This is a genomic window from Tsukamurella conjunctivitidis, assembly GCF_007858475.1.
GTDB lineage: Bacteria > Actinomycetota > Actinomycetes > Mycobacteriales > Mycobacteriaceae > Tsukamurella > Tsukamurella conjunctivitidis.
Genome location: NZ_VIGX01000004.1, coordinates 326042 through 338805, shown reverse-complemented (window position 1 = coordinate 338805; position 12764 = coordinate 326042). Strand labels below are relative to the sequence as shown.

13 protein-coding genes and 1 rRNA gene are annotated in these 12764 nt (G+C 67.6%); 1 reads left to right on the top strand and 13 read right to left on the bottom strand.

Features of this window, described 5'->3' with window-relative positions; genetic code table 11:
* Both FK530_RS10720 and murA read right to left on the bottom strand, forming a co-directional pair.
* Positions 1-286 (bottom strand): 16S ribosomal RNA (locus FK530_RS10720); the annotation flags it as partial.
* A gap of 846 nt (positions 287-1132) precedes the next feature.
* The gene (murA, locus tag FK530_RS10715; protein ID WP_146486986.1) at positions 1133-2386 is read right to left on the bottom strand and encodes a UDP-N-acetylglucosamine 1-carboxyvinyltransferase; all 1254 of its coding nucleotides are present in this window, start codon (positions 2384-2386) and stop codon (positions 1133-1135) included.
* Between the two features lie 48 nt (positions 2387-2434).
* Here murA and FK530_RS10710 point away from each other — a divergent pair, with 48 nt between their 5' ends.
* Complete coding sequence (locus FK530_RS10710) at positions 2435-3007, top strand: cob(I)yrinic acid a,c-diamide adenosyltransferase (protein WP_146486985.1); 573 nt, start codon at positions 2435-2437, stop codon at positions 3005-3007.
* A gap of 15 nt (positions 3008-3022) precedes the next feature.
* On the opposite strand, the gene FK530_RS10705 is transcribed toward FK530_RS10710, so the two are convergent.
* The 11 genes from FK530_RS10705 to FK530_RS10655 form a co-directional block, all read right to left on the bottom strand.
* Positions 3023-3448 (bottom strand): DUF2550 domain-containing protein, encoded by a 426-nt coding sequence (locus FK530_RS10705; RefSeq protein WP_146486984.1) that lies wholly within the window; start codon positions 3446-3448, stop codon positions 3023-3025.
* Between the two features lie 91 nt (positions 3449-3539).
* Complete coding sequence (locus FK530_RS10700) at positions 3540-3923, bottom strand: F0F1 ATP synthase subunit epsilon (protein ID WP_126194550.1); 384 nt, start codon at positions 3921-3923, stop codon at positions 3540-3542.
* A 6-nt stretch (positions 3924-3929) separates the two neighbouring features.
* Complete coding sequence (gene atpD, locus FK530_RS10695) at positions 3930-5375, bottom strand: F0F1 ATP synthase subunit beta (protein WP_146486983.1); 1446 nt, start codon at positions 5373-5375, stop codon at positions 3930-3932.
* Between the two features lie 18 nt (positions 5376-5393).
* Positions 5394-6317, bottom strand: coding sequence for a F0F1 ATP synthase subunit gamma (locus tag FK530_RS10690; RefSeq protein WP_146486982.1), 924 nt, complete (start codon positions 6315-6317; stop codon positions 5394-5396).
* Positions 6310-7944 carry a F0F1 ATP synthase subunit alpha gene (atpA, locus tag FK530_RS10685; RefSeq protein WP_146486981.1) on the bottom strand — a complete coding sequence of 545 codons (1635 nt, stop codon included), beginning with the start codon at positions 7942-7944 and terminating at the stop codon, positions 6310-6312. Before atpA ends, FK530_RS10690 begins: the two co-directional genes overlap by 8 nt.
* A 47-nt stretch (positions 7945-7991) precedes the next feature.
* Positions 7992-9338, bottom strand: a complete 1347-nt coding sequence (locus tag FK530_RS10680; protein WP_146486980.1) for a F0F1 ATP synthase subunit B/delta — start codon at positions 9336-9338, stop codon at positions 7992-7994.
* Positions 9339-9851, bottom strand: coding sequence for a F0F1 ATP synthase subunit B (locus tag FK530_RS10675; RefSeq protein WP_146486979.1), 513 nt, complete (start codon positions 9849-9851; stop codon positions 9339-9341).
* 29 nt (positions 9852-9880) lie between these two features.
* Positions 9881-10126 carry a F0F1 ATP synthase subunit C gene (locus FK530_RS10670; protein ID WP_013125919.1) on the bottom strand — a complete coding sequence of 82 codons (246 nt, stop codon included), beginning with the start codon at positions 10124-10126 and terminating at the stop codon, positions 9881-9883.
* A gap of 78 nt (positions 10127-10204) precedes the next feature.
* Positions 10205-10957 (bottom strand): F0F1 ATP synthase subunit A, encoded by a 753-nt coding sequence (atpB, locus tag FK530_RS10665; RefSeq protein WP_146486978.1) that lies wholly within the window; start codon positions 10955-10957, stop codon positions 10205-10207.
* Complete coding sequence (locus FK530_RS10660) at positions 10954-11367, bottom strand: ATP synthase subunit I (RefSeq protein WP_146486977.1); 414 nt, start codon at positions 11365-11367, stop codon at positions 10954-10956. Before FK530_RS10660 ends, atpB begins: the two co-directional genes overlap by 4 nt.
* A 211-nt stretch (positions 11368-11578) precedes the next feature.
* Entirely contained in the window at positions 11579-12736 is a 1158-nt protein-coding gene (locus FK530_RS10655; protein WP_146487016.1) for a glycosyltransferase family 4 protein, read from the bottom strand.
* Between the last annotated feature and the right edge of the window lie 28 nt (positions 12737-12764).

Below are 12764 nucleotides of genomic sequence, written 5' to 3'. Positions count from 1 at the left end.
CGGCTACCCGTCGTCGCCTTGGTAGGCCATTACCCCACCAACAAGCTGATAGGCCGCGGGCCCATCCTGTACCGCAAAAGCTTTCCACCAACCCCCATGCAGGGGAAGGTCATATCCGGTATTAGACCCAGTTTCCCAGGCTTATCCCGAAGTACAGGGCAGGTCACCCACGTGTTACTCACCCGTTCGCCACTCGTGTACCCCCGAAGGGGCCTTACCGTTCGACTTGCATGTGTTAAGCACGCCGCCAGCGTTCGTCCTGAGCCAGGATCAAACTCTCCATAAAAAACACTAGAAACACAAGGTTTCAGCATAATCCAGGAAATCCTGAACAAAACGAAACCACTGACAAAAATCAATGATTCCAGAAATACATCTCGCAAAGAAATAAACGAGAAAAGCCACAACACAAACAACCAAGTAATTTGATTGTCCATGCGTGCCAAAAAATTTTGGCACTGACAATTTCATCGACACACTGTTGAGTTCTCAAAGAACACGCCAAACGCGGCCGCTCACACCATATCTATTCTGTGTGAACCGCACCTTCGCAGGCCGTTCATGCTACTCTATCGCAGTCACCCAGTCAAACTCACTGGGCTGACCCGCTCGGAGCAACCGTTCAAGCTTAGCAGATCGGATTTCCGTGTGCAACTCGCTCTCGCGGGCCACCCTCGGAAGCGCTTCACACCGCACAACCACACGCTCGAACCCTCCCGACCGCACCAAGCGCTCGACAGTGATGTTCGTTTATGGGGCTGGCTGCTCGAAGCAACCGTTCTAGCCTAGCAGTTCGGATTCTCGCTCGCAACTCGCTCTCACGGGCCACGTTTCGGGTTTCCGAACCGCTCACCACATGGAGGAACCACACGATCGCGCGGAGCGCGGTCGAGGAGAGGTTTCTCTTCCGTGGCGGCCAGCGTGATGATCCTTGCGGATCGTCCCGGTTTCCGAACTTCCGGCGGCGCGTCGAGATCCAGATTCATTGGACTGCTGTGGGCCTTGCCGGGCGGCGCCTGGGCGCTGCTGACTCGATATAAGTTACACACGTCGAACTCGGAACACAAATCGGCAGGTGGTCCCGCCTATCCGCACCGCCGGAGCGCGGCACTTCCGGCCGCGCCGCGGCGCATCAGGGGACGCGTTCGATCTGTCCACCGAGCGCGGTCACGTTCCCCACGAAGTTCGGATAACCGCGGTCGATGTGGAAGACGTCGTGGACTTCGGTCACCCCGTCGGCGCAGAGACCGGCCAGCACCAGGCCGACGCCGGCCCGGATGTCCGTCGACCAGACCGGCGCGCTCGAGAGTTGCTCCACTCCCCTGATCACGGCGTGGTGCCCGTCGGTCCGGGCGTCCGCCCCGAGGCGCACCATCTCCTCCACGAAGCGGAACCGCGCCTCGAAGACGTTCTCGGTGATCATCGACGTGCCGTCGGCCACGCACGCCATGCCGATCGCCATCGGCTGCAGATCGGTGGGGAAACCGGGGAACGGGAGGGTCGCGACGTTCACCGCGTGGGGCCGCTCCGGCGAAGCGATGCGGAAGCCGTCGGCGCGCTCGGTCACCGTCGCCCCCGCGTCCTGCAGCTTCTGCAGCACGACGCCCAGGGTCTCGGGAGCAACGCCGTTCACCGTGATGTCCCCCCGGGTCATCACCGCGGCGAAGCCCCAGGTGGCCGCGACGATGCGATCGCCGATCACCCGGTGCTCCGTGGGGTGCAGCTTCTCCACCCCGCGCACCATGAGGGTGTCGGTGCCGATCCCCTCGATGTCGGCGCCCATCTGCACGAGCATCGCGCAGAGATCGACGATCTCCGGTTCCCGGGCGACATTGCTGATCACCGTCAGGCCCGAGGCGAGGACCGCGGCCATGAGGATGTTCTCGGTCGCGCCCACCGAGGGGAACTCCAACGTGATCTCCGCACCGGTCAGCGCATCGGCCTGGGCCACGACGCATCCGTGCTCGATCGAGCTGGTCGCGCCGAGCGCGCGCAGTCCCGACTGGTGCATGTCGAGCGGGCGCGAGCCGATCGCGTCGCCCCCGGGGAGCGCGACGACCGCGCGGTGTTCGCGCGCCATCAGCGGTCCGAGCACGCACACCGAAGCGCGGAACTGCTTGACCGCGTCGAAGTCGGCGCGATGGTTGAGTACCGCCGGCGTGGTGATCCGCGCCGTATCGCCCTCGAGCTCCACCTCGGCGCCGAGTCCCCGCAGGACGTCCGCCATGAGCGGGACGTCGAGGATCTCGGGGCAATTGGTGAGCACCGATGTGCCCTCGGCGAGCAACGTTGCCGCCATCAACTTCAGCACGCTGTTCTTCGCGCCGCCCACAGTGACCTCGCCGGTCAGCCGGGCTCCGCCGTGCACCAGAAACTTCTCACCCACACCGGTCAGCCTATGGCACGTCGCCCGGGCCTGTGACAGCCTGTGACCATGGCTGTCCACCTCACCCGGATCTACACCCGCACCGGCGACGACGGGACCACCGGCCTCGGAGACTTCTCCCGAGTCACGAAATCGGATGCGCGACTGCGGGCCTACGCGGATTGCGACGAGGCGAACGCCGCCCTCGGGCTGGCGGTCACCGTCGGAGCCCCGGAGCCCGAGCTGCGTGCCGTGCTGGTGCGGATCCAGAACGAACTCTTCGACGTGGGCGCGGACCTGTCGAACCCCGTCGTCGACGATCCGGAGTACCCGCCGCTCCGCGTCACCCCGGACTACATCGACCGCCTCGAGGCATGGTGCGACGAGTACAACGAGGATCTGCCCAAGCTCGACTCGTTCGTGCTGCCCGGCGGCACTCCCCTGGCCGCGTACCTGCACCTGGCGCGCACCGTCGTGCGGCGGGCCGAGCGGGCGGCGTGGGACGCCGTGCGCGAACACGGTGACAGCGTCTCGGTCCTGCCGGCGAAGTACCTCAACCGGCTCTCGGACCTGCTGTTCATCCTGTCCCGAGTCGCCAATCCCGGGGGCGACGTGCTGTGGAAGCCCGGCGGCGATCGCTGACGGTGCCGCCGGGGGCTACGGGCGCTGGCGCCGCGGGCTCGGCCGCGATTCCAGCCAGGACTGGAACGCCGTCAGCCCGTCGCGCGCGAAGGCGAGCTCGGTCTCGCCTCCCGGGGTGACCGCGTGCACGATCACCATGTCCGGATCGATGACGTCCAGTTCGGTCCCGTGCGGCGCGCGCCGGCCGACGATCTCGGTCCCGCTGCGCGGTAGCGTCCAGCTCGGCCCGAGCCGCACGCTGGAAAGCCGGTAGTACTTGAGTTCGTGGTCGTCGTAGCGGAGCGTGCCGTGGCGCCAGCCCTGCTCCTCCTGGGCCGGGAGGTACCGGAGGATGATCGGCACACCGGCGACGCGGAGGCTGTAGAGACGCAGGGCGACGACCGCGCCGACGGCGAGCAGCACCAGGACGGCGACCACCGCGACGAAGACCACACCGCCCATCACGCGCTCCTCACTGCTCCGTGCCCGGATAGCAGGAAAGCCGGTGGCCCGTCTTGACCGGGCCACCGGCTTTCACGCTGCTGCTTCTATATTACTTGCCCGCGAGGAACTCGATCGCGCGCAGCTGTCCCTGCGCGGTCGCCTGCTCGTCGGACCCCTCCGCCGCCGCCTCGAGGGCGCGCCGGACCTCGGCCTCCTCCAGCGTGGAGGCCCATTCGGCCCCGTCCGCCAGCACGGTGACCTTCTCGCCGGTCACCGAGAGGAAGCCGCCGCGGATCGCCGCGGCCAGTCGCTCGCCGCCCACCGTGTCGATGGCGACGGCGCCACCGGTGGTGAGCTGGCCGAACAGCGGCTCGTGGTGAGCCAGGACACCCAGCTCACCCTCCGTGGTCTGGGCGATGACGAAGGTCGCCTCGCCCGACCACAGCCGCTCCTCGACGGAGACGACCTCTACCTGAAACGCCGTGTCAGCCACTGGAAACTACTTTCCGGCGATCTTCTTCGCGGCCGCCTCGACGTCGTCGAGACCACCACAGCTGTTGAACGCCTGCTCGGGCAGGTGGTCGAACTCGCCCTTGCACACGCGGTCGAAGGCCTCGATGGTGTCCGCGAGCGGCACGACCGAGCCCTTCTCGCCCGTGAACTTCTCGGCGACGATGAAGTTCTGGCCGAGGAACTTCTGGAGACGGCGAGCGCGCTGCACCGTGACCTTGTCCTCTTCCGAGAGCTCGTCCATACCGAGGATGGCGATGATGTCCTGCAGCTCCTTGTACTTCTGCAGGATGCGCTTGACCTCGTTGGCGACGCGGAAGTGCTCGTCGCCCACGATCGACGCCTCGAGGATGCGCGAGGTCGACGTCAGCGGATCCACGGCCGGGTAGATACCCAGCTGCGAGATCGGACGCGAGAGCTCGGTGGTCGCATCGAGGTGCGCGAAGGTGGTGGCCGGCGCCGGGTCGGTGTAGTCGTCGGCGGGCACGTAGATGGCCTGCAGCGAGGTGATCGACCGGCCCTTGGTCGAGGTGATGCGCTCCTGGAGCTCACCCATCTCGTCCGCCAGGGTGGGCTGGTAACCCACGGCCGAAGGCATACGGCCCAGCAGGGTCGAGACCTCGGAGCCCGCCTGCGTGAAGCGGAAGATGTTGTCGATGAACAGCAGCACGTCCTGGTGCTGGACATCGCGGAAGTACTCGGCCATGGTCAGGGCCGAGAGGGCGACGCGCATACGCGTCCCCGGCGGCTCATCCATCTGGCCGAACACCAAGGCGGTGTCTTGGAGCACGCCCATCTCCTCCATCTCGAGGTGGAGGTCGGTGCCCTCACGGGTACGCTCGCCGACGCCCGCGAACACCGAGGTGCCCGAGAACTCGCGCGCGATACGGGTGATCATCTCCTGGATCAGAACGGTCTTGCCGACGCCGGCACCACCGAACAGACCGATCTTGCCGCCCTTGACGTACGGGGTCAGGAGGTCGATGACCTTGATGCCCGTCTCCAGGATCTCGGTCTTGCCCTCGAGCTGATCGAAGGCCGGGGGCTTGCGGTGGATGCCCCACTGCTCGCCGTCGCGGCCGAGACCGGGGGTGTCCAGGCAGTCGCCCAGTGCGTTGAAGACGTGGCCCTTGACGACGTCGCCGACGGGCACCCGGATCGGGAAGCCCGAGTCGGTGACGTCGGTGCCGCGGACCAGGCCGTCGGTCGGCTGCATCGAGATGGCGCGCACGAGGTTGTCGCCGAGGTGCTGCGCGACCTCGAGGGTCAGCGTCTTGGCCACGGACGGGAGGGTGATCTCCGCGTGCAGGGCGTTGAACAGGTCGGGAACGGCGCCGCGCGGGAACTCGATGTCGACGACCGGGCCGATGACCCGCGTCACGCGACCGGTGGCCGCAGCGGTGCCCGCCGACGCGGGCTGGGTTGCTGTAGTCATGTGTCTGCTTTCCGGTTTCTAGTTCGCGAGGGCGCCGGCGCCACCGACGATTTCGCTGATTTCCTGGGTGATCTGCGCCTGGCGGAGCTGGTTGGCCTCGCGGGAGAGGGAGACGGCCAGATCGTTGGCGTTGTCGGTGGCCGCCTTCATGGCCGTACGACGCGCGGCGCTCTCCGACGCCGCCGAGTCGAGCAGGGCCGCGAAGACGCGGGTCGCGATGTACTTCGGCAGCAGCGACGACAGCAGGCTGTCGGCGCTGGGCTCGAAGGTGAAGTTGCGGGCCGCCGCCTCGCCGTCACCCGACGTGCCGTCGCTCTCCTCGACCACGAGCGGAGCCATGCGGCGCACCTCGGGGTTCTGCGAGAGCATCGACACGAAGCGCGTGTAGACGATGTGCAGCTCGTCGACGCCGTGCGTCTCGACTCCGTCGATCGTCACGTACTCCTGCGAGCCGGTCTCGAAGAGCTTCACCAGGGTCTCGGTCGCCGCGGTGGCGTCCGAGTGGTGCGGCTGCTGCGAGAAGCCGGTCCAGGCACCCGCCACCTCCTGGCCGCGGAACCGGAAGTAGTCCAGCCCCTTCTGCCCGGTGACGTACAGGACGGGCTCCTTGCCCTCGTCCTTGAGCAGCTGGATCAGCTCGCGCGTCTCCCGCAGGACGTTGGAGTTGTAGCCGCCGCACATACCGCGGTCGGACGAGACGACGAGGATCGCGGCGCGCTTCGGGTTCGCCCGCTCGGTGAGGAGCGGGTGATCCAGCGAACCGGACTTGCTCGCCAGCTCCGAGAGCACCGAGGTCATCTCCTCGGCGTACGGCTTGGCGGCCGCGACCCGGGCCTGCGCCTTGGTGATCCGCGATGTCGCGATCAGTTCCTGCGCCTTGGTGATCTTCTTGGTCGAGTTGACCGACCGGATCCGCGAGCGCAGCTCTCGGATACTAGCCATTGCGCTTGACCTTGATCGTCTCGTGCTCGACGTCCTCGGCGGGCAGCGCGCCGGCCTCGGCCTCGTTGACCACGCGGGAGCCGTCGGAGGCGAGGAAGCTCTGCTTGAAGCGGTTGGTCTCGGCGACCAGGATCTCCGCCTGGTCCTTCTCGAGGACCTTGCCGCCCGCGATCGACTCGTAGACGCCGGCCGCGGCGTGGTGCAGGTGGCTCAGCAGCTCACCGTCGAAGCGGCGCACGTCCTCGACGGGCACCGAGTCGTAGTGGCCCTCGCCGCAGAGGTAGATCGAGACGATCTCGTCCTCGACCGACGACGGGCTGTACTGGTCCTGCTTGAGCAGCTCGACCCAGCGGGCGCCACGCGCCAGCTGCGCCTTCGAGGCGTCGTCGAGGTCCGAAGCGAAGGCCGAGAAGGCCTCCAGCTCACGGAACTGGGCGAGCTCCAGACGCAGCGAGCCCGAGACCTTCTTGAGGCCCTTGGTCTGGGCGGCGCCACCGACGCGGGACACGGACGTACCGACGTTGATCGCGGGGCGGACGCCCTTGTTGAACAGGTCGGACTCGAGGAAGACCTGGCCGTCGGTGATCGAGATGACGTTGGTCGGGATGAACGCCGAGACGTCGTTGGCCTTGGTCTCGATGATCGGCAGCGCGGTCATCGAGCCGCCGCCGAGGGCGTCGGACAGCTTCGCCGAGCGCTCCAGCAGGCGGGAGTGCAGGTAGAAGACGTCGCCGGGGTACGCCTCGCGGCCCGGCGGGCGACGCAGCAGCAGCGAGATGGCGCGGTAGGCCTCGGCCTGCTTCGACAGGTCGTCGAAGACGATGAGGACGTGCTTGCCCTGGTACATCCAGTGCTGGCCGATGGCCGAGCCGGTGTAGGGCGCGAGCCACTTGAAGCCGGCCGAATCGGACGCGGGGGCAGCGACGATGGTGGTGTACTCCATCGCGCCGGCCTCGTCGAGCGCCGACTTCACACCGGCGATCGTCGAGCCCTTCTGGCCGATGGCGACGTAGATGCAGCGGACCTGCTTGGTCGGATCGCCCGACTCCCAGTTCGACTTCTGGTTCAGGATGGTATCGACGCAGACGGCGGTCTTGCCGGTCTTGCGGTCGCCGATGACGAGCTGGCGCTGGCCGCGGCCGATGGCGGTCATCGCGTCGATGGCCTTGATGCCGGTGGCGAGCGACTCCTCGACGGGCTGACGCTCGAGCACGGTGGCGGCCTGCAGCTCGAGGACGCGCTGCTCCTCGGCCTCGATGTCGCCCAGGCCGTCGATCGGTTGGCCGAGCGGGTTGACCACGCGGCCCAGGAACTTGTCGCCCACGGGCACGGACAGCACGTCGCCGGTACGGCGGACCTGCTGGCCCTCCTCGAGCTCCTCGTAGTTACCGAGGATGACGGCGCCGATCTCGTCCTCGTCGAGGTTCAGGGCCACGCCGAGCACCCCGCCGGGGAACTCGAGCAGCTCATTCGCCATCGCGCCGGGGAGCCCGGTCACGTGGGCGATGCCGTCGGCGGTGTCGGAGACGGTGCCGATCTCCTCGCGGGAGGCGTCGGCCTCGAACGTCGAGACATACTGCTCGATCGCGCCCTTGACGTCGTCGGTTGAGATCGTCAACTCAGCCATGAGTACTCGTTTCCCTCTTTTGTGTTCTGGGTGGAAGTTTGTGTGTGTTAGCGGGGCAGCTGTTCGGCGGCCTTGTCGAGGCGCGACGCGATGTCGGCCTCGATGACCTCGTTGCCCACCGTGATGCGCAGGCCGCCCAGGAGCTCGGCGACGACCTCGGTCTGTACCGCGATCTTGCGCTGGTAGATGCGGGCCAGCAGGTCCGCGGTGCGGGTCCGCTGGGCGTCGGTCAGAGCGACCGCCGACTCGACGACCGCGACGGACTCGCCGCGGCGGGCCGCTGCCAGCTCCGCGATCGAGGCGACGGCGGCGTCCACGCGGCCGACGCGCACGAGACGCACCGTCTGACGCAGCAGCGCCGCGGTGAACTCGTTCACCTTGCCGCCGAAGACCTTGTCCAGCAGCGCGATGCGGGTCGCGGCCGGCGCCCGGGTGTCGGACAGGGCCGCGGTCAGCTCCGGCTCGCCCTCGAGGATGCGTCCCGCGCGGAACAGCTCGTCCTCGGTCTCGTCCAGCGTGCCCGCGCGCTCGGCGCCGAGCAGCACGGCCACGCGGGCCTGACGCTCGACGGCGGTCACGAAGTCGGCGGGGGCCGACCACTTCGCCGCCGCGGCGTCCTGCACGAAGGCGTTGGCCTCGGCGCTGATCTTCCCGCCGAAGAGGTTGTCGACGAGCGTGCGCTTGGCCTCGGGGGCCTCGGCCGACTCGGCGAGGTGCTTGCGCAGCACCGGCTGCTCGCCCAGGACGTTGACCACGTCGGCCAGGTCGTCGGCGACGCGGGCCAGCGCGGCCTGGTCGAGGCCGGCGGTGCGCTGGTCGAAGCCGGCGGCCAGGGACCGCACGGCGTCGCGGCTCGCGGCGCGCAGCGACCGGGTGCCGATGCGATCGGCCTCGGTGACGCGCACCTCGTCGGCGCCCTGCGTCATCGACTCGAGCTCCCCGAGCGCGCGGTCCACGGACTTGGCCTGGTTGGCCGGATCGCCGAGATGGTCGCGGACGAGGCGCCCGGCCACGTCGACGGCCTCGGCGCCGAGCCCGCTGCGGAAGCCCCGCACCAGGTTGCTGCGGTTCAGCGCGATCTGTCCCTGGCCGTGCTCGCCGATCCGAGCGACCTCGCGCTCGGTCTGGGCGCGCAGATCCTCGCGGATCGCGTCCGCGTCGCCGCGGGCCTCGTCGCGGATCTGGCTGCCCTCACGGGCGGCGTCGGAGCGCGCGCGCTCCCCCGCCTGACCCGCCTGCGACAGCTTCTCCTGCGCGATGCGCGACTCCTCCAGCTGCGCCCGGACCGTGTCCTGGCGCTCCTTCATGAGCCGCTTCACCGGCGGAACGACGAACTTCCACAGGACGAAGAGGATGACCGCGAAGGCGATCAGGTTGCCGATAAAGACACCCATTTAGTTCTTCACCACCTTGTCGCTCGAGAGTGCATCCAGCTTCGCCTTGAGGGCCGGGTCCTGCGTCACGTCGAAGCCGAGCACGCGGCTCGCCAACGACGCCGAGAGCGGAGCGAGATCGGCGCGCGCCGCCGCGGCCGCGGACTCGCCCGCGGTGCGCAGCTGCTCGGTCTTCTCCCGCGTGATCGCGTCCGCCTCGGCCGTAGCCCGCTGCTTCTGTTCCTCCATCGAGACGCGGCCGGTGGCGCGCGCCTCGTCGCGGATGCTGCCGGCCTCACCGCGGGCGGAAGCGATTCCGGCGCGGTACTCCGACTCGGCGTCCTCGAACCCCTTGGCCGCGGCGCGACCGTCGTTCGCGGTCTGGTGGATCATCTTTTCGCGATCGTCCAGGACCTTCTGGATGGACGGTGCCACGAAGAACCAGATCACTGCGAGCACGATCAAGAAGATGATCAGGCACGAGATGAAGGTCCCCGCGGTGGGGAGGAGGAAGTTACCCTCAGCGAGCTGCATGACGTCAGTTCCCGTTTCTTACGAGCGAGTTAGGAGATCGGGGTCGCGAACACGAACAGGGCCATGAAGGCCAGGTTGATGAAGTACGCGGCCTCGACCAGACCAACGGTGATGAAGAACGGGGTCATCAGGCGGCCCTGGGCCTCCGGCTGCCGCGCGATGCCGGCGACGAGCTGGGAACCGGCGAGACCGTTACCGATACCGGCGCCGATGGCGCCGCCACCCATGATCAGGCCGCCGCCGATGAGGGCACCCTGCGCGATGTTCGGATCCATTTATCTTTTCCCTTTCGGTTTCTGGTAGTCGGCCTACCAGGGTCTTCATGGCCGTGGCCCGTGTGGGCCCCGGTCAGGTCAGTGGTGCGTCTTCTCCATGGAGGTGGAGAAGTACAGGATGGTCAGGAGCGAGAAGATGAACGCCTGGATGAGGCCGACGAAGAGCTCGAAGGACTTCCACAGGGAGTTCGGGAACCAGAGCACGTAGGCCGGCAGGAGCGCGATGACCGCGACCATGACCGTGCCGGCGAAGACGTTGCCGAAGAGTCGCAGTGCGAGCGACAGCGGCTTCGAGACGAGCTCCTCGATCACGTTGATGGGCGCCAGGCCGAGGGCGTGGCCCTTCACGACCTTCGCGGGGTAGCCGAAGATGCCGTGCGTGCGGAAACCCGCGAAGTGGTAGCCGAGGTAGACGACGAGCACGAGCGCGTAGACGAAGCTGACGTCGGCGGCCGGCGGCATGAAGATCTCGGTGGGGGCGCCGCCCTCACCCGTGTACTGCTGCGGCAGCACCGCGAGCCAGTTCGCGAACAGGATCAGCGTGAACAGCGCGATCGCCAGGGGCAGCAGGAAGGGCGCCACGCGCATACCGATCGACGACTCGACCTGGCCGCGGAGCTGGATGGTGATGGCCTCCCAGAACAGCTGCACACCGCTCGGGACGCCGGTCGAGGTGACCTTCGCCTTCAGGATGAACGCCAGGATGAGAACGATCGCCGCCGCGATGGCCGTGGCCAGGATCGTGTCCCAGTGAAAAGTCATGCCGAACAGCTCGAACGACTTGTAGTGGGCGACCTTGATCGAGCCCTCGGCGTACAGATTGGTGTTCATGACTGCTGGCGAAGCCCTTTCAGAACGGGGATGACGGTGTTCAGGACGAGGACGATCTGACCGACGGCGAGACCGAAGATCACGCCCAGCCCATCGGGCCGGAAGAAGTAGGCGATGACGATCGCGATGACGGAGACGACACCGAGCCGGAACATCGAGTTGACGGCGACGGGCGCCTTGCGCGGCTCGTTCTCCGCGGTGACCGTGGCCACCTTGAGGACCGCCAGCTTGGCGTTGAGGACGGACATCATGCCGCCGAGCAGGAACCACGCGGCGAACCAGGGATGCCCGAAGGCGGTGCCGACACCCGCGGCGATCACGGAGAGCCCGACGACGATCACGATCGGGTTCACGAAGGTCACGACGGAGCGGCCGACCTGGCCGTCGACGGAGGGGGCGGGCGTCGTCATGTCCCCTCCTTCGGGGTCAGGGTCGCTCCACGCGAAGGTCTCGCGGCGACCGGGGGCGGCGTCTGCCGAATCCGTAGCGTGGGTCACATCACGGATTCTTTGTGATTGGCTGAGACTCTACCAAGAAGTAGGGGCACTCCCCACATCGGGGCCGCGCGGTGATCCAGCCGATCAACTACACACGATAGTACAACAGGACGGCCGTCCTGCGTTACCGGGCGCCTGTCTTGGGCGATGTATCTGACCTCGCGGTTTCGGAATAGCGCTCCCGCAGGCGGGGCACGATCCGCGGCACCACGGTGAAGACCAGGGCGCACAGCAGACCCGCGCCGAACAGGGGCGCGATGAGGGTCGGCGGCAGCATCGTGGACGCCGCGGCACTCAGGCCCAGCACACCCACCCACAGGTAGATGACCACCACGACACGGCGCTGACTGTGCCCGATCTGCAGCAGCCGGTGGTGCAGGTGCATCTTGTCGGCGGTGAACGGGTGCACGCCGGCACGAGTGCGACGCACGACGGCGAGCAGCAGGTCGAGCATCGGCACGAACATCACCGCGACGGCGAGCAGCAGCGGCAGCAGCAGGGCGAAGATGTCGGTCGTCCCGTAGGCGTTCTGCGAGATCCGTCCCGACGCCGAGGTGGACGCCGCCGCGAGCGTGAGGCCGAGCAGCATCGAACCCGAGTCGCCCATGAAAATGCGGGCCGGCTGGAAGTTGTGGGGCAGGAATCCCATGCAGGCCCCGAAGAGCGCCGCGGTGATGAGGGCCGGGGGGTACGACGGTGCGTCGCCGCCCGAGTCGAACATCAGCCCCACGGAGAAGATGAGGATCGCCAGCGCCGCCAGCGCCGCCACACCGGCGAGAAGGCCGTCGAGGCCGTCGATGAAGTTCATGGCGTTGACGGTCGCGACGGCGACCACCACCGTGAGGAGGCCCGCCTGCAATTGGTCGAGCACGACCGTCGTATTGATGCCGGGGACGTAGACCACGTTCCAGGCCACCCCCATCACGACGAGGAGCGCTGCGGCGAAGATCTGGCCGACCAGCTTGGTGAGGGCGTCCACGCCCCAACGGTCGTCGATGACGCCGACGACCACGATCACGGCACCGGCGACGAGGACCGCGACGGCATCCTTGGAATAGGCGAAGCCCCGCGTGAGAGCGGGCAACTGCGCGGCCAAGAAGATGCCGGCGACCATCCCGATGTAGATGCCGACGCCGCCGAGGCGGGGGGTGGGGACCACGTGGACATCACGCGCACGGGGCACCGCGACCGCGCCGAAACGGGTCGCGAGGACCCGGACCAGCGACGTTGCAAAAAATGTGACAACTGCAGCTGTCAGGCCCACTACCAGCAACTCCCGCATCGGGACCCCGGCAGCGCCGGCCCCGACG